Here is a 17747-nt window from a genome sequence, read left to right on the forward strand (position 1 = left end):
CGGTGAGACGGTCACAGTCGCTCGGTCGCGGGGGACGCGTTCGGAGACGCGTTGTCCAAGACCGACGAACGGTGTAAGCCGCGCCTGAACTGACGTTCGTGTCATTTGTTGATGAGCCTTCCTGTCACAACCTACACCTACCAACCCGCCACTCCGGCTCAAGCCGTTTTTGAACGCTCAGAACGCGACAGCAGAGAGCAATGGTGGGTCAGACCTAAAGCGGATTCGGCAGATCGAAACGCCGGAGGAGGAGTTCGCCACCAGTCGTGACGACCAGAACACCGAGACACGGTGGCAGCAGTCCAACGACCCACACAAGAAGGGCGAACAGCCCGCCAGACTCACCGCCCACCAAGAGGACAAACTCGCCGAGAGCCCACGTCACGCCGAACAACCAGATGAGCGGCGTCCACATTTTGTGGTTGACCAACAGGTACACCGGAAGCACGAACTGACCCGCGATTACGATTGCAAACACGACCAGCACGGGAACGACGGCGGGCGCATCTCCGACCGGATCGAACGCGAACTGCCAGAACACCAGCCGAACCCCTGCCCATAGACCGAGCATGGTTGTCGCGTATGTCGCTCCACCGCCGACAAGCAGTTGACGTCTCGTCGAGAACCGCCGACCAACAACCGCTAAAGCGACAACCCCAACCGCAACCACCACTGCGACGCCTGTCGTCAGCGTCGGATCGAACGCGTGACGTGGCGTGAGCTGTCCCAGAACTGACCCGTTCCACGCGGGTATCTCCGGCCACAGTGTCGCGTCCGTTCCCATCATCCAGAGTTGCCACAGGAGTAGTGAAACACTCGTCTCTGTGTCCAACCAGTGAGTTCGGTTGGTAAATTCAACGCGCATATTCATCGGATCACTATCCCACCGTTGCCACTATCTCGAGGACGACGGGTGTCAGAATAAGTATTGCAAAAGCGCCGAAAATTAACCCGAATAGCAACAGAAATCCTCCTCGACCGGCTTTCCTCAACGCGGTGTTTCCTGAATCGTCGTTCATCACCGTGAGGTGAGCTTCCTCGGACATCATAACTGCATCCACATCTGTGACTGCTTTCGCTGGTACTGGGGTAGCTTTCCCAACAACCGTGATTTTCTCGCCAACGCCGAGCGTTCCTTCACTCACCTCGATGGGTTTCGTGGTGTCGCCCAAGACCGATGTGTATACTGATGGTTCCACCTCCAGCCTGTCATCAGCAAGTTTTTGTTCGATTGACTTTTTTGTACTTGGTGTTTTCATCGTAGTATTCAGCGACAAGCTCTCTTTGTCGGGATCAACGAGGATATCGGTGACTCCGTCAGAAATAATGAATGACTTATAATTAGTGGCAGAGTCAATTCGTGTCCGACCGCTATCCTGTACTACTTTGCGGATATCATACTCGTAAGCGACGCACTCTTCACATAGTATCGGTGACACAAATGCATCGTCAGGCTGGGCTGGACGAACGCGACCCTGGATTTGAACCAATTCACTGGCTCCGATAGCCTCATCGATTGGCATTGAATCCGTGGCTTCTATACCCCACCAATCTTTTATCGCTTTGACCCCGCTGGTCGTCGCGTACAATGCTGCCCAAGCCGCTACGGTTCCAGCCAACAGCTTAGGCAAAAATCCATCAACGGTCAGTACAGCCTCCCCAGACAACGATATAAACGCAAGGAAACGTCCCACAAATATATTCCATGCTTCTGTACCCAGCCAAATGGACATATCGATTGGGCACTTATCGGGTTGTCATCCGTTCTACTCGCTGACTGAACAGCGAGCAATATTCTCGTACACTGATGCGAACACCTGCAGTGTGAGTACTCGGAATCCTGAGCCGAGTGATTACTAACTAAGTTTTCCGTGTCGGCTACGACGGTGCTGACAGGAAACATACACATTTGTTGCCCTCATGCGAGATACGCGCGTTGGGCCTTGTTTAGACGCGGTGTCGATCGGACGAAACGGTCGGTATCCGAAGCACGGAGTTGGACAGAGAGGCTGTCGTAGACTGATTCTGTTCAGCCAACACGCACGCTAACTCACGTAACCGAGAGCGTCTAAACAAGGCTGCAGGCGACGATAACAGCGAACACCCAGGTTCATAACTATATCGGATCAATACTCCGCGATCGGGAACTACTGGGAGAGGGAGTCTTTCTATCGATTGAGCGGATTGCCGCTAACGAAATAGAAGGTGACGTACAGGAAGAGGAGTTTGAGCGAGCAGTACCGATTGCAACGGTCGTGAAGCAACGATATGTATATGATGAGGATGGGGAGTTAGTCACGCGGAATCCAGTCGATCTCAGCACGCTACGCGAACCGCTGCCTCGGACCGTTGGCGCTGAGGTGTCGTTTGAGTCGGATCGGTACACAGCCGTTCTCCCGGTCGTCGTTCACAGATACCGGGAGCGTCCCGATCACGGATGAGTACATTTACTGAGATAGCCAAAGTCAGACTGACGGTTTCGTTTTCGAGGCGCGTATCCTATAGTGCCTGATCACGGCTACGTGCGAGATACGCGCATTCCATCTTGTATACCAGGACGAATACCACTCTTCTCTGGTAGTTTCTTCATCGATCAGTTCGCAGGTCTACTGAACAGCTGGTTCGCTGACTTCAGCGTGAAAGAAATGGGGATGTCGTGCTGAACTCACCCTCTGAGTCGGTCACACCGTTACTGACAGACTGTGAATAGGTAGAAGAGCGAACAGAGCGACTCTCTCCGACTCCTCAGTTACCTAATCTCGGGAAGTGTATACTACGAGTTCCACGTTATAGCCTGCGTTGAGGCAGTCAAACACTAACTGATTCGGACTTGAAGTACCTGTATGGTCTCCATCCCGCGACTCGCAGTTTCCCCTTTCAACTGCCTTACCCAACTCCCACGTGGCGGAGATCGTGACGTTGGTGCGGGGTACGTGATGGCACTGACGGCAGTCGGCGTCACAACTCTCTACTATCTCTTTGTCGGGGTTGGGATCCTACTGATTGGGGTGGGTTTTGGTGGTGAGTCGTTCTTCACCAACGCTGCAGTCGGGCTCCTGTCCGGTGCTCTCAGTCTTTCCGCCGTCGTCGCCCCACTGTTGTTTGTCACCGGTATCGTGGCCTGGCGAGTCGTCCCCCCGTCACAGCGCTATAGTGGTGCGATAGGTGGTCTGCTGGCGATGGCGTTGGCCTATCTCGTCGCCGGCGCATTGGTAGTTGGACTCGCCGCGGTCTCCGCCGTCGCCACCGGCAGTCCCCTCGTCGACTCCGTCATCGGCAGCAGTAGTATCATTGTTGTTGCGTTCCTCGCTTCGTCGTGGATTGCGTTGCCGGCCAGCATCCTCACTGGGACGCTATACGAACGCGCTCGCTCGGCTGCCAAGTGAACTCTGTTCGGAACCCCGAGTGTAACGGAGGGAATTTTTGTCGGTGACCCTCACTGCCCTGTATGGTCGTTCCATTGGAGATGGGGTGGCGGCACCTGTTGTTTGAGAATTGGCCGGTCGATCCGGAACTGATGGACGCCCATCTCCCGGCGTCACTCACCGCAGACTGCCACGACGGGAGCGCGTGGCTCTCGGTGATCCCGTTCACGAACGTTGCTGTCCGACCAAAAGGCGTCCCGCGACCGCTCGGCGTGCAGCTCCCAGAGATCAACGTCCGGACGTACGTCACCCACGACGGCGTGCCAAGCGTCTACTTCTTCAGCCTCGACGCACAGGGACTCACCAGCGTTACCGGCGCCCGGCTGTTCCATCACCTGCCGTATTACTACGCCCGAATCTCGCTTGAGATGAACGACGGCCGGGTCCGGTTCGAGAGCCGGCGCCACCATCCTGGTGCCCGCCCCGGCCGCTACGAGGGCACCTACTGGCCGACCGGCGAACCGTTCGACGCGCCCACCAACCCGCTGGCGGAGTTCCTCGTCGAGCGTTACCGATTCTACACCGAAGCGCCTGACGGGTCTCTCCGCTACACTGATGTCGATCACAACACATGGACGCTGTACCCGGCCGACGCAACCGTCGAAACCGATACACTATTGCGGGCCGATGGCTTCGCCCGCCCAGACACAGAACCGGTGTACTACTACAGTCCTGGGCTCGATGTCATCGCGTCTCCAAGCAAACGACTGCGAGCGGACACAGGATGACCGCTGAGACAGACGCCGATACGAGGAACAGAAATCAAGAGCCTTGTTTAGACGCGGTGGAGATCGTCCGCTACGGCCGATGTCTACACAGCGAGAGCTGGTCGAGAGGCGCTCAGGGACTGGTTCTGTTCGCCCTGCGTAGCCACTAACCGAGGCGTTCAGGAGCGTCTAAACAAGGCCGAAATCAAGCATGTAGCCAACGCAGTGCCACATACAAGACGCATATTTCAGCACACCGCACACCGAGAAGGGGATCACCTGATTCAGTCAGTACATCCTGTGTATCGAACGATTCAGTGTATCACTGCTCGCCAGAAAGTCCGTGACCGATACGCGCGTTGTATCTCGCACGACTATCGGGACATTTCGTTGAGCTGGTAGAATCTTCAACGCTCGATACGCAGTTCTCATCGACTGGCGGTTTCAGGCGATAACATATCTGAAGAATAGGATTTCAACAGAGCCACAATTACCGGTATATTGTAGTGAGACAGTCTCTAACAGTAGTTATACTCATGAACAGGACGGCTGTTGCCATCGGGGCCGCAGAAGTCCTCGGGGCGGTCGCCCTTGTCATTACGACGTTCACGGTTCCCGCTTTTGCCGATATGGCGCTCGCTTGGCGGATTCTCGCCGTGTTCATGGCCACCGAAGGTGGTAACAGGCTATCGAATGCCCTGAACGTCTGAATTACTGGTACGGAGAGTATTCCTCCATCGTTTACCGACAGTTCAGCGCTGACTAGCGCCCTGTATTCAGCACGGCTCTAAGAGCATATCACCGGTTGAAGATTGCAACAGACCAAGGCAGGGGTAATTAATAGCGATTAGAGAACCGGGCTCAAAGGAGGGCCGAAGCGATAGGGGGGCAAGCAACCGATGGGATCGAGCGGGGAGATCGATCCAACCGGGGCAAGAGTTTGGAGGGGGGCTACCAAGCAACCGGATACTGTGACAACCGCCTCCGGTCGGCGGCTATGTACTCCTTGAGGCGGAAGTATCAAGAAGGGTATTCCACTGTCTCAGTCTGAGAAACACCGCGACGTCTCTCACCACTGAGGCTTCTCTACTGAATGATTCCGACCAGCCGGTGAATCACCTCGGGGTCAAGCCCCATGATATTCGTCTCAACCGCCGATAAGACTCGTCGTGTCGGGAGTGTTAAGTTGCGTCCAAATGACTCCTCAGCGGATGGTCCCCGAGCTGGTGGTCGACGCCCGCGAAGTGTACTCGTTGCTCGACGACGAGTACGCCAGGCGGATCCTCATCGAGACATATGAGGAGACGCGCTCGGCGAGTGCGCTCTGTGACGCCTGTGACGCGTCAGAGGCGACGGTATATCGGCGGCTCGAACGGCTCCAACAGCAGGATCTCGTCGAGAGCGTCCAAGAGATCGACCCCGACGAGGGGCCTCACGAAGTGTACGCCGCACGGCTCGACCACGTCTCGATCGATCTGACCGCAGCGGGCTTCAAGATCGACGTCGAGTACGTCGACGAAACGGCCGCCGACCGACTGACCAGACTGTACGAGGAACTCTCCGGATGATGCTGTTCCGTCTCACCGTGGCACGACTCGCCGACGCCGAACAGTCGGCGCTTCCCTTACAAGTGGAGGTCGTCGGCGACAACGCCGCGTTAGCGGCCGTCACGATCGCCGCGTTCTTCCTCTCCGTCGTCCTCGCGGTGTTTGTCACGTACCGCTTCGCACGCGGGTACCTACGGACGCGTCGGCGTCCGCTGTTGTATCTCACAATCGGACTGCTGTTGTTAGCTCCGCTCCCGATGTTCCTTCGGTTGGCGTTCGGCAACGTGGACTCGGTGACGGGTACCGAACGGACGATTCTGGTGACGGCGAGCAAGTTCTGCGGGCTGCTCGTCATCCTCGGGGTGGTATACCGATGACGTTGCCCGTGATCGCGACGGCGGGCGGGATTGCGACCGCCTGTCTCGGAGCGTACGTCGGGTATCTCGCGTACGACGGTCACCGGCGCAACGAGAGCCAGACGATGCTGTTGCTGGCAGTTGGCGTCGTCTGCATCGCCGTGGTACCGTACGGGATCAGTTACGTCCTGACACCCCTGCTTTCGCTCTCGGACGCGGTGACCGTCCTCGGTGTCACGGTGGCCCACCTGGCGGGACTCGGAGCGTTGGCACGGTCGGTGACGTCGTAACGTCTGGGGCTTGGGGTACCAGTTTTCGTATTTATATTTTTGGGAGCGTTGCCCGCGCTGTAGCGCTCAGTATTTTATACGTGGGTCTCGCCACAAGGTAGAGTCGCAACATGAGCGAACCCGCTTGGTCCCCAAGTTCACCGATCGACGCGCTCGCACAGTTCGTCGGTGTGCCGTTTCAGCGGCAGACGTATCGCAACCTCGCGTACCTCCTGTTAGCGTTCCCGCTCGGGATCGCGTACTTCACGGTGATCACGACCGGGCTCTCGACCGGTCTCAGTCTCGTGGTGACGCTAATCGGCGTCCCGATCATCGTCGCGACGCTCGTGGTGACGCTCGGCATCGGCTCCTTCGAGGCCCACTTGGCCGGATGGCTCCTCGACGTGGAAGTCAATCGCTCGGCGCCGAACGTCGAGTTGGACTTCGGATCGGTCGACGAGGTCATCGAGACGACGAAACGCGTCGTCACGACCCCGGCGACGTGGACCGGGCTGCTACTCGTCGGGCTGAAGTTCGTGTTCGGCGTCGTCGCCTTCACCGCCGTCGTCACTGCGGGTGCGATATCGGTGACGCTACTGTCGCTCCCGATACTGTACGACGCGCCGGGCATGACCTACACGCTCGGACCGTACGTCGTCGATACGCTCGGCGAAGCGGTGGTCGGCGCGGGCTGTGGCGTCGTTCTCGTCATCGTATCGCTCCACCTGCTCAACGGGCTGGCCCGGTTCGGCGGCTTCCTCACGAACGCGCTACTCGGGGGTTCGAAGACGTCGGTGACAGCTGGTGCCGATGCTTGACCGCAACACGGTAGACGCCGATACCTCTCGGCGGAGAGTGCTCGGCGTGGCCGGCGCCGCAATCGCGAGCACGCTCGCCGGCTGCGGGTCGGTCGTCCGGATCGAACGCGACGGAACGACCGACGAGCGGACGGTCGACCCGCCGACGGACGCGACGCTCGCGGTAGTCGATGCGACGGACGCGATCGCCTTCACGGCCGAACCGCGCGATGACGTCAAGATCATCGCCGAGAAGGAGGCGTTTGGTGGCGTTTCGCTCGACGAACTGACGGTCGACGTGGAAACGACTGCTGACCGCGTCGAGATCACTACTGACAAGCCGGACGTTATCGGTCTCGGCGGAGCAAGCGTGTCTTTGGAACTGTATGTGCCCGAGGAGATGGCTGTTGATCGGCTCCAGACCGCTGACGGGGCGGTGACGGCACAGCGAGTCCCGGACGGTGCCGCGCTCCACACCCGAGACGGCGCGATTCAGATCACTGACGCTCGGGGCGACGTCACAGCAGAGACGAGCGACGGAGACATCTCCGTCGACGGGACGGACGGTACGCTCTCGGCGGCCACGCAGGACGGGTCGATACAGGTGCGGGACCCGGCGCGTGTCGGCGAGATCAGCACCCGAGACGGGAACGTTGCGACTGACGTCCCGGCTGTGGCCGATGACGCCGAGGTCGTGTCGTCGGACGGCAACTTGGTCCTGCGGATAGGAGAGACGCTCGATACGGTACTCACGGCAGCCACGGCCGACGGTGAAATACTCGTCAGCGACGTGGCCTCCGGGGTGCAGATCCGGAGTCAGACGGAGTCCCAACTGGAGGCGGTCGTCGGCGACGGTACCACGCCGCTACGGGCGCATACCAACGACGGAGACGTCTTGCTTCGGGCCTGACCAGCGCCGGAGCAGTTCTCCCCGACGACAAGACGGGAATTTATACACGATGACACACCAAACGTTCCGTTGATGGCTCTCTCGGACCCGGTATCGGACGTCTCGACCACCCTCCCCTCAGTTCGACAGGTGGTGTTAGTTCCGTTTCGACGCCGGACGTATGGGGTGATATTGTATCTCGCCCTCGCGTTCCCGCTCGGAATCGGGTACTTCGTTGGCACCGTTGTCGGGCTGTCACTCGGAATCAGCCTGTCAGTGCTCTTGATCGGCCTGCCGATTCTCGCAGCGACGTTAGGCGGTGTCGTGGTTGTCGCCGCCGCCGAACGTGTTGTAGCGCGGCGGTTGCTCGGCGCCGATATCCCTGCCCCGTCGTGGGGGCTTTCGGAAGCGTCTCGACTGCGTGACCAGGTACTGACGGTGCTGACGAATCCCGTTTTGTGGGGGTCGCTTATCTTCGTACTCTCGAAGCTGACTATCGGTGTCGCCGCTTTCACGGTCATCGTGGTCGTCCTTTCCGTCGGACTGTCGCTGCTCGGAGCCCCGCTGTACTACGATATGCCCGGTACCTCAGTCGGAGTCTTCCTGCCTGAACCGATTCAGCGGGAACTCTCGCTCGTCGTCCCCTGGGAACAGTTCGAGGTCGGGATCTCGTTCATCGTTCGTCTCACGTCGTGGGAAGTTTCGACGCTTCCGGGAGCACTACTGCTGTCGGTACTCGGGGTATTCGTTCTGCTGCTCGGGATGAATATCCTAACCGCAGGGGGGTGGATCTGCGCACGCTGGGCAGAGTTAACGCTCAGTCCCGGGAAAACAGCGAGATAACTCTCGGCGTGCGGGCGTTCACAGCGACCTTGCAGTTGGCAATAGTTTTGTGTACCGAGCGAACATATTGCCTAAATTGGTTTTTCTTCAATGAGCAACGTCTCACAACAGTATCGGATCGGTGTCGTCGGAGACGCCGCGATCGGGAGCCTCCTCCGCTCCATCGATCCCGACTCCTTCTCGGTAGAGGTAGTATCCCTGTCGTCGTCTGCCGATACCGCCCAGCTTTCCGGCGTCGACGCCGTCGTCGTTCAGCAGGGCCTCCCGTCGGCGTCGTGGGGATCAGTTATCGACCGGCTCGCGGACGAAATATCGCCGCTTCCCGTCGTTGCGGTTACCACGGATACGGGCGGCGTTGAGACGGCGATCCGGGGCGGTGCGACGGCCCATGTTCCGCGGTCACTGATCTTGTCGAGCCCGAAGGTGGCGGCTGAGTGGCTGAAAACGATCGCTGATCGGGAACGGGCGGATGAGCGCAGAGAGACGGAGGACGACGCGACGACTCCGGAACTGACACAGGGAGAGTACCGCAGTCGTGACTACGAGCAGATATTCGACGGCGTGAACGACGCCATCGTCGTGTTCGACCCGAAAAACCGTGAGTTCGCAGACGTCAACGAATCCTATCACGAGCTACTCGGATACGACGACATCGAGACGATTCGCGAGCTTGGTATTGACGGGCTCAGCGTCTCGGCGGAGGGGTACACAGCAGACCGCGGATGGGAGCTTATCAAGGAGGTCGCGGAAACCGATGAGTCGGTGACAGTCGAGTGGCGTGGCCGGACGCGAATCGGGGAGAAAGTATGGTTAGAAGCGACGTTAGCGCCGGCGATGATCGGCGGGAAACCCCGTGTGCTCTCCATTCAGCGGGACATTACGCAACGGAAACGACGGGAACGCGAGTACGAGCAGATATTCAACGGGGTGAACGACGCGATCGCCGTTCACGACCCGGAAACCGGAGAGCTGTGTAGAGTCAACGAGACACTGTGTTCGATAACGGGGTACGACCGTGAGACGCTCTTAGAGCGGGGTGCGAAGGGGATCACGGTAGCGACTGAATCGTTTGACCCCAAGCGGATACCACGAATTATCGAGCGAGTAGCGGAGGGGGACGACGTTGAGCCGTACGAGCAAGCCATCGAGACGGCGGACGGCGAGCGTCGGTGGCTAGAGGTCAATCCGACCAGCGCGGTTATCGACGGCGAGGAACGGTTCCTCGCCATCTCACGAGATATCACCGAACGCCGTAGGCGGCAGCGCCGCCTCGAAACCGAGCGAGACAGGCGGTCTATTCTCTTCGAAAACACGCCCGATCCGATTATGACCGTCGAGTTCGTCAACGGAGAGCCGTATATCACCGAGGTCAACTCAGCGTTTGAGACCGATTTCGGCGTCAACGACGAAACGGCAGCAGACCGGCCGATAGCCGACGTTGTGGTCCCCGACTCTGAACGGGAAGGGTATGATGCGATCCGCCGACAGGTTATCGACGGCGAGCCGGTGGAAACGGAAGTCCGACGGGAATCGGCGGACGGGGTCCGGGACTTCCTGCTTCGGGTGTTGCCGTTCGAGGTGGACGGTCGACGACACGCGTACGTCTGGTACACCGACATCACCGAACGGAAGCGTCGGGAACGGACGATCGAGGAGGAACGCGAAAAATACTCGACGCTGGTCGAGCAGAGTACCGACGGCGTGGTCGTCGTCAGGGACGGCGAATACGTCTTCGTCAACGAGCAGTTCACGGCGATGACTGGCCGGGAGGAGTCGGCGCTGCTCGGGATGCCGTTCCAGCGTGTGTTCACCGAAGGGTATCGCGATCTCGTCAGGGAACGCTACCAGCGGCGGGTAGCGGGAGAATCTCCGCCAGACCAGTACGATCTCGAAGTCGAACGACCCGACGGGACACGGCTGACGTTGGAGACGTCTGTGTCGCGTATTCAGCATGAAGGTTCGCCGGCAACCCTAGCGACGATTCGGGACGTGACTGAGCGCCGCCAGCGCGAACGAGCCGTCGAGCAGCTCCAGACGGCCACCGAACGCCTTCAGGGCGCAGAGACGGCGGACGCGGTGTACGAGATCGCCGTCGAGACGGCGAGTGACGTGCTCGACCTACCGATGGCGGCGTGTTGGCGTCTCGACGATGATCGGCGGCGGCTGGAGTACGCCGCCGGAACGAAGCCCGTCGAAGAGATGCCGATCGGTCCGGACTCATTTACGCGCGGTGACCGTGAGTACGAGCTCTTCGAGCGCGGGGAGGCGACGACGTATGATCCGAGCCGCCATCGTGACCACAACCCATTGACAGCCGCGGTCCTCGTCCCGCTCGGCGGCCGGGGGCTGCTGGCGGCGGGCCACGGGCACCGAGACGAGTACGCGTCGTACTTCGTCGACATTATGCAGGTGCTGGCAGGCCACGTCACCGGTGCGCTCGAGCGTGTCGCGAACTCTCGGCAGCTTCGGGAGAACCAACGCCGACTCGAGGCCATCGTCGACCGTATCGACGAGACCATTTTCCTCGCGCCGGCCGCTGAACTGACGGAGCCGGAGCCGGCCCCGGACTTCGTCAGCTCCGGATACGACCAGATTTGGGGGCGATCGCTCGATGAGCTCCAAAAGACGCACGAGGAGGGGTTTTTCGGGACGATCCACCCCGACGACTACGACGACTACATGGCGTTCGTCGAGCGGGTGAGCGGTGCCGTCGAGCAGGGCGACGCGGACCAGCGGTACACGAGGGAGTTCCGCATCGAACGACCGGACGGGGAGCGGAGATGGGTCCGCTCGGACTTCTATCCGACCGAGTGGGAGGATGGGCCTCCGCGGGTCGTCATCGTAAGCCGTGACGTCACGCAACAGAAGGAACGCGAGCGGTCGTTGGAGTCGTTCCACGATGCGACCGCGGAACTGACGACGGCTGAGACCGTGACCGAGGCCGGTACCGTCGCGACCGAGGCCACGGCAACGGTGTTCGATATGCCGGCGACCGCCGTGTACCACTACGGATCGTCGGCCGGGGAACTCGATCCGATTGCGACGGGCCCGAAGGCGCCGCCGCCGAGCGAGTTGGACTCGGTGACGGCCGCCGATACCGCTGTCTGGGAGGTGTTCGTCGACGAAACCATCCGACGAGTGGAGGCGGAGGCGGCGTCGGTGCTTCATATCGACAGTGACGACACCGTATTGCTGGTCCCGCTCGGCGGGAACGGTATCCTCGCCGTGTGGAGGGCCGATGAGGCGTTTGACACGGAGGCTGCGAGCATCGTCGCCGCGACGCTCGAGGCCGCGCTGAATCGGCTTCACGGGGAACGCAAACTGGAGGATCGGCGTGAGGAGCTGGCGAAACAGACGGAGCGTGCCGAACACCTGGAATCTATCACGGAGGTAACGAGCCGCGTCGAAGCCGCGATCACGACTCGCTCCTCTCAAGAGGGTATCCAGGAGGCCGTCTGTGAGGAGCTGGTGGAGACGGGTCCGTTTACCGCCGCGTGGGTCGCGACGGCCGAGGTGGGAACTGACCGACTGACGCCCCGGGCCGTCGTCGGCACGACGCGTGAAGACGTCGAAAGAGCGCTTGGGGGAGACCGTGATCGTTCGGATCTCCATCCGGCGAGAGACGCGTGGCAACGGGGCGAGTCGCGCGTAGTGACTGATCCCGCAGCGGGGGGTCGTCGGAGCGACTGGCGGCGCGACCTCTTGCGGGCGGGAGCGGGCGCAGTCTGTGCGGTTCCGCTCGCGTACGACGGTATCACCTATGGCATTTTGACCGTTATTGCCGACGAGACCGACGCGTTCGGTGATCGGGACAGAGACATCCTCTCACAGCTGGGCACCTCGATCGGGTACGCGATCACGGCCATCGAACGACGCCGCGCGCTGGAGTCGGACGACACGCTGGAGCTGGAGTTCCAAGGGAGTGACATGGATCTCCCGTTCGCTCGGCTCGCCCGGGAGTTCGAGTGTCCGGTCCGGCTCGAACGGACGGTCCGGCGGCAAAACGAGTCGATCAGCGTCTATTACACGCTCGAGTCGGACTCGCCGTCGAAGGTCGCCGAGCGGGCCGACGAGTTACTCCCCGGGTCGGTCATCGTCGTGTCCCGTGGCGGCGGGCAGACCGTCCTCGAACGTCGCGGCTCGTCGTGGTTCGGGTCCCCTATTCCTGAGTACGGTGGAGTCCTTCGTCACAGTCGAGCGACGCCGGAAGTCGTCAAGCTGATCGTCGAACTCCCGCGAGAAGCGGACACTCGCACGATCGTCGACCGCATTACCGATTCGTTCCCGGCGTTGGAGCTCACCGCACAGCGCCAGAACCGCCAGACAGAGGCGACACCGGGAGGGATCAGAAGTCGGCTCGAAGACCGATTGAGCGAACGACAGTACGAGGCGCTCAAGACGGGTCACGCGATGGGGTATTTCAACAGGCCGCGCGACAGCAGCGGGGAGGCCGTGGCGGACGCACTCGGAATCACGCAGCCGACGGTGAACAAACACATCCGACTCGGCGAGCGCAAGGTGTTCGACCTGCTGTTCGGCGACACCGAGTCGGGGTAAGTCGCCCGTGCGTTTGACCCGAGGCGGGAGGCGTATACGAGTAATGGGTGTGACTCGACTCGAGCGACGGTCAGTCGATATCACGACCAGGGGAATCGATGTAGCCAGCGAATCCGTCCTCATTCACGTCGAACGTAACGGCAGTGATCACGAGCTGGAACTCCTTTCTGTGGTTGCCGCCCGAGGCTAACTGTAGCCGTTCATCGACGAGGCCGGCGTCGGCTAAGCGGTTGAGGCGTCGATATACGGTTGGACGGGACATTCCGCAGTCTTCGGCCAGTGCCCGCGCAGGCTTCGGCTCCCCCTCGAGGGACGTGAGAATGTCGCACGTGTACTCATCACCGAACAGTGCGAGTAGCTCTTCCGCCGAGACTTCGGGGTTGCGATTCGCGTCGGTTCCGAGGGTCTCTGATCGTTCGTCTGGGTCGGTCGTTAGGAGGTGCGCCGTCATTAGAGACGACAACGACGCCGCTCTACCCAAGCGTACTGGTAGTCCGAACTGATTGGGGCGGAGTAACAGGGCTATTCATATTACCCGCCTTCCTCTCATACACAGAAACAGCGGTTGCCGATTTAGGGAGACCACCGTCCATCGGTTGTTATATGCTGTCGTCCAGACGGTCTGTGTGTTGTATCGGTCCAAGCGATCGGACGCCCGGATCCCTGCGTGACCGGCAATGAACGCCGGTGAGGAACGGTCGACACGAGCACCGCCCGTCGTATCGCGGCAGTATGACAACGGCGTCTCGGGAACACACCGCGACCGGGAGAAGGAGATACTGATAGCCGACACCGGCTTTTCAGCGCTCGTGACGGCAGGACTGCTCGACCGAGCCGGGTTCGATCCGCTGCTCGCTCCGTCCCCGAGCGACCGATCACCGCCGCGTGTGACCGTCATTTGGGAGCCCGGGTTGCGTGTCCTCGACCAGTTGGGGCTGCGGCAGTCGGTGGAGCGGTGTGGCACGCCGGTGACGGAACTCGATCGGACAAGCAGCGAGAAGTCGTGGGAGGCGGACGGGTCGACCGAGATCGCATTGGTCGCAATTAAACGAGATCAACTGCGGGCCCTGTTAGAGCAAGCCGTCCGTGGCCGTGTTCGAGAGACCAACAGAGCCGTGACGGCACTCGAGTCGGCCGCATCGGGAGTCCAAGCGACGTTCGATCACGAAGGGACAGAGTCGTTCGACGTCGCAGTGACGGCGGATCAGTCTCTCAGCGCCGATCAAACGGCGGAACCCGACGGACGCGTCCACACGTGGGAATGTCACCAATTCGAAACGACGTCGAGAGCGACCGAATCGTGGGGTCCCTCGGCGGCAACATTCTCGACTCCAACTGGTGACAGCACCTCCCTGCGGTTCGTTACGACGGCAGAGACTCCCGCTCGCGCGGCCGTATCAGCCGACGCTATCGCCGATCGGTTTAGTCACCTCAGTTCGCCGCCGGCTGACCTCAGACGTGTGCTCAAAAACGGCGGGTTCGAGTACCGCCGGGTACGGCTCGCGGCTCCGACGTCCGTATCGACCGGACAGATCGGGCTTATTGGGCCGGCCGCGCGAACAGCCCTCCCCGGAACGCATCTCGGTCCCAGCACGGATATCGAAACGTCATGGTCGCTCGCAGCGGCGATCACGGACGCGTCCGGAACGATGACGGAGGCGCTTTCGTCGTACGAACAGCGTCGCCGAAAGCTCTCGGCCCGGTTCCGAACCTGGCTTGACGACGTACAAGCACCCAATCTGTCACTGTCACCGGAGCTTCGGCTCCTGTTTTTCGCTCGACAGCTCGCGTTTAGTCACGTGACTGGAGCCGCTCATTCTTTTAAATATGGAATTGCTGCAGATCGTTGATAATGCATCACACATCTATCTGAATAGCCCCGTCTGGTGGTCGGTGGTAGTACACGTAGCCAGCAGGGATAGGGGAGAGAGCGATAATGAAGTGATACGATGGCAACGACTGCCGATTTGGCGACCGAATCATCACCGGACGGTGACAGTACGTCTGGGGATGGTTCCGAAGGGCCGCGGACGGCCGATTCGGCCCCGGTACTACTCGAGCTATTAGACAACGAACACACGCAGAATATACTGGAAGCACTCTGTCGGGGTCCCAAGCGTGGACGAGACCTGATAGACGCTTGCGAGGCGTCGCGGGCGACGGTCTACCGCCGGCTTGACCGCCTCGAAGCGGCCGGGCTTGTCGCGACCGAACTGTACGTCGACCCCGACGGACACCACTGTGAAACGTACCAAATACGGATGGACCGACTCCACGTGACAGTCGAATCGGGCACGGTGTCGGTCACGGTACGGTTAACGACCGAGGAACGACGGTGACCGCAGCAAACCATGATGAGACCAGACACCGTCTCCGGTCAAGAAGCGCTAGGTCGGTTTTATGCGAATGGTGTTCCTCACGACCATCCAAGCCAATGGACAATGGCGATCTGACACGAGACAATGAATAGTGCGTTACCACGACAGCCGCCGGTCGAACACGTACCGGAAGATCAAGTACGACTCTCTGTCACCGGAGACGAGTCCGCAGCTGTCTGGGAGCTGCTCTCCTCAACGACGGCGCGAGCGATCGTTGCCACGATTGAGGAAGAGCCCAAGCCGGCCTCGGAGATCGCCACGGCAGTCGGGACATCGCTTCAGAACACCTGCTATCATCTCGACCGCCTCGTCGATGGGGACCTCATCGAGCCCACCCAGACGTGGTACTCGAAAAAAGGGCGAGAGATGACCGTCTACGCGCTCCGAACTCGCGAACTCGTTATTCGATTCTGTGACTAGGAGGTTCTCGGTTTGGCCCGATCGATCAAAGTTCGATACGGCCATCGATCGCCAGTCCTGCCGTGAATCATAGATGTTCTACACTGAACTACCACTAGTTATTTAAAACCGAATTATATTCTTCATTCGGTCTGTTTATCTCGAATAATTTTAGATATTTTCTGAGTTGATGGGTTCTTTAGTGTTTAATATATTATATTTAGCGGCAAACTGTTCCGGAGGAGAATATATTCAAAGAATAGAGATCAGCTTCAACGAGTGGTAACCGAACGGCTTCATCAACTCGGCTGGCATTGACATCGTCCTCCTCTTCAGGCGGAGGAATCCGAGGTGGGGATATTACGGAAAATCGAGGAGAAAGCCCCGTGCTTTACGCGGGGATGAATCCGACAAACCCTCAACAACCGACATTATCAAGTAGCCCGGCGTCGTGCCGTGCGGCAAGCCAATCGCGTAAACTCTCAATCGGAAGACACGGGGTTGCTTCCCGCTGATACGGACGGTTCCACGCCCACCACCGGCAAACTCGGTGGGGAGTACGTGGTTAAGATTCGTCCGCCCTCCTCACAGTAACCCTACCCGTCACTGGGGACGGTCGGCAACGACCGCGCACACGAGGGGGCGACAGCACATCAAAACACGCCCCGTTCGCGGTTGCACTCCGCCTTCGTCGGCGGAGTACGGTCGATGGCACGACCCGTGTCCGTCCACGTTCCAACCGTGGGTGGTTGCCAGGTATTCGGACGCTTCGGTCAAGCGGTATCGGGTACGGCACAAGCGGATACCGCGTCCCTCTCGGACGTTGAATACGCCATACCCTCGTTTCGAGGGCCGACGTGTAGCGCACGAACTCGGTACCCTCCAGCGGAGGGGAAGTTGCCTTCGGGGGCTGACGGAACGGCCCGACGCCCCACGAAGGAATCCTCGCGCTTCAGCGCGGGGAGGATGTCAAGGTTTGCAGTCTACCACTTCAGCCTGCGGTTGGAATCCGTAGGTGAGATCATACAGGTAGACTCCGGGCTGTGCCAACCAGCCGGTACTCCTATCCACACCCAAACTAGGTGCCGTAACTAAATGCGTTCGCGAACGTGACTCGGTCTTAACCAACACGCTTGCGGATGAAAGAATTTTGTTGGTTAAATATGATTGCAAGCGATTTCGGATTGACACACTTTGTCTCGATTGTTTGGAGCCCGTGATCGAAGAGACACCCCTCTATCGATGTGTTCACGTTCTGTCGTGGCCATGAGATAGGCGGGAAGAGGCGATCCGTCAGTGCCGCATTCACCGCTTGGTCGCAGGCATCGGTGCGATCCCAACGAACGCGACTGTCTACTCGTCGAACGTCGAGACACACACCCCTCTATCGATGTGTTCGATGTATTCACGGGGTGGGGGATAAACCTAGATCTTGCGTCGAGGAACTGCCCCTTGACGGCGCCACGAAGTCGTATGAGCGGGATAGCCTCTATTAACAGTTCTCTATCCGTAGCTGAAATCGTCTTCTTCTCTTCTTCTTCTTTTACTACTAACACGATACACACACACCCCTCTATCGA

At 59.8% G+C, this 17747-nt stretch carries 16 protein-coding genes and 1 pseudogene; 13 read left to right on the plus strand and 4 right to left on the minus strand.

All coding sequences use genetic code 11. The features are described from left to right. Window positions 1-214: 214 nt before the first annotated feature. On the minus strand, window positions 215-784 hold the full coding sequence (locus DJ73_RS19945; protein ID WP_141212986.1) for a hypothetical protein: 570 nt from the start codon (window positions 782-784) through the stop codon (window positions 215-217). 94 nt (window positions 785-878) lie between these two features. Continuing rightward, the gene (locus DJ73_RS19950) at window positions 879-1733 is read right to left on the minus strand and encodes a hypothetical protein (RefSeq protein WP_141212987.1); all 855 of its coding nucleotides are present in this window, start codon (window positions 1731-1733) and stop codon (window positions 879-881) included. 1203 nt (window positions 1734-2936) lie between these two features. On the opposite strand from DJ73_RS19950, the gene DJ73_RS17005 reads away from it, so the two are divergent. From DJ73_RS17005 to DJ73_RS17045, 10 genes are all read left to right on the plus strand, one after another. Then, window positions 2937-3386 (plus strand): hypothetical protein, encoded by a 450-nt coding sequence (locus tag DJ73_RS17005; RefSeq protein WP_094524440.1) that lies wholly within the window; start codon window positions 2937-2939, stop codon window positions 3384-3386. Between the two features lie 62 nt (window positions 3387-3448). Then, window positions 3449-4153 carry a YqjF family protein gene (locus DJ73_RS17010; protein WP_094527439.1) on the plus strand — a complete coding sequence of 235 codons (705 nt, stop codon included), beginning with the start codon at window positions 3449-3451 and terminating at the stop codon, window positions 4151-4153. A 515-nt stretch (window positions 4154-4668) separates the two neighbouring features. Then, on the plus strand, window positions 4669-4842 hold the full coding sequence (locus DJ73_RS20495) for a hypothetical protein (protein WP_158217290.1): 174 nt from the start codon (window positions 4669-4671) through the stop codon (window positions 4840-4842). 501 nt (window positions 4843-5343) lie between these two features. Continuing rightward, window positions 5344-5700, plus strand: a complete 357-nt coding sequence (locus DJ73_RS17015; protein ID WP_094558554.1) for a helix-turn-helix domain-containing protein — start codon at window positions 5344-5346, stop codon at window positions 5698-5700. Continuing rightward, window positions 5697-6056 (plus strand): hypothetical protein, encoded by a 360-nt coding sequence (locus DJ73_RS17020; RefSeq protein ID WP_254921696.1) that lies wholly within the window; start codon window positions 5697-5699, stop codon window positions 6054-6056. The genes DJ73_RS17015 and DJ73_RS17020 overlap by 4 nt, the downstream gene beginning before the upstream one ends. After that, complete coding sequence (locus DJ73_RS17025) at window positions 6053-6325, plus strand: hypothetical protein (RefSeq protein ID WP_094524443.1); 273 nt, start codon at window positions 6053-6055, stop codon at window positions 6323-6325. The genes DJ73_RS17020 and DJ73_RS17025 overlap by 4 nt, the downstream gene beginning before the upstream one ends. A gap of 110 nt (window positions 6326-6435) precedes the next feature. Next, a complete protein-coding gene (locus DJ73_RS17030) occupies window positions 6436-7122 on the plus strand; it encodes a sensor domain-containing protein (RefSeq protein ID WP_176451157.1) in 687 nt (228 codons plus the stop codon). A gap of 46 nt (window positions 7123-7168) precedes the next feature. Next, entirely contained in the window at window positions 7169-8011 is an 843-nt protein-coding gene (locus tag DJ73_RS17035) for a DUF4097 family beta strand repeat-containing protein (protein WP_254921697.1), read from the plus strand. 72 nt (window positions 8012-8083) lie between these two features. Continuing rightward, the gene (locus DJ73_RS17040) at window positions 8084-8833 is read left to right on the plus strand and encodes a sensor domain-containing protein (RefSeq protein WP_094558557.1); all 750 of its coding nucleotides are present in this window, start codon (window positions 8084-8086) and stop codon (window positions 8831-8833) included. Between the two features lie 90 nt (window positions 8834-8923). Next, window positions 8924-13390: a PAS domain S-box protein gene (locus tag DJ73_RS17045; RefSeq protein WP_094558558.1), complete on the plus strand. Its 4467-nt coding sequence runs from the start codon at window positions 8924-8926 to the stop codon at window positions 13388-13390. A 70-nt stretch (window positions 13391-13460) separates the two neighbouring features. Here the strand turns inward: DJ73_RS17045 and DJ73_RS17050 are convergent, their stop codons facing one another. Further along, window positions 13461-13841 (minus strand): winged helix-turn-helix domain-containing protein, encoded by a 381-nt coding sequence (locus DJ73_RS17050; protein ID WP_094524448.1) that lies wholly within the window; start codon window positions 13839-13841, stop codon window positions 13461-13463. A 226-nt stretch (window positions 13842-14067) separates the two neighbouring features. Here DJ73_RS17050 and DJ73_RS17055 point away from each other — a divergent pair, with 226 nt between their 5' ends. The 3 genes from DJ73_RS17055 (at window position 14068) to DJ73_RS17065 (ending at window position 16188) form a co-directional block, all read left to right on the plus strand. Beyond that, window positions 14068-15240, plus strand: a complete 1173-nt coding sequence (locus DJ73_RS17055; protein ID WP_094558559.1) for an NAD(P)/FAD-dependent oxidoreductase — start codon at window positions 14068-14070, stop codon at window positions 15238-15240. Window positions 15241-15339: 99 nt separating this feature from the next. Continuing rightward, complete coding sequence (locus DJ73_RS17060; RefSeq protein WP_094524450.1) at window positions 15340-15729, plus strand: winged helix-turn-helix domain-containing protein; 390 nt, start codon at window positions 15340-15342, stop codon at window positions 15727-15729. A 123-nt stretch (window positions 15730-15852) separates the two neighbouring features. Then, window positions 15853-16188, plus strand: a complete 336-nt coding sequence (locus DJ73_RS17065; protein ID WP_094524451.1) for a winged helix-turn-helix domain-containing protein — start codon at window positions 15853-15855, stop codon at window positions 16186-16188. Between the two features lie 948 nt (window positions 16189-17136). On the opposite strand, the pseudogene DJ73_RS21105 reads toward DJ73_RS17065, so the two are convergent. Further along, a pseudogene (locus DJ73_RS21105) lies at window positions 17137-17256 on the minus strand (RNA-guided endonuclease TnpB family protein); the annotation flags it as partial. Window positions 17257-17747: the final 491 nt, after the last annotated feature.

The organism is Halorubrum sp. Ea1 (genome assembly GCF_002252965.1).
Classification (GTDB): domain Archaea; phylum Halobacteriota; class Halobacteria; order Halobacteriales; family Haloferacaceae; genus Halorubrum.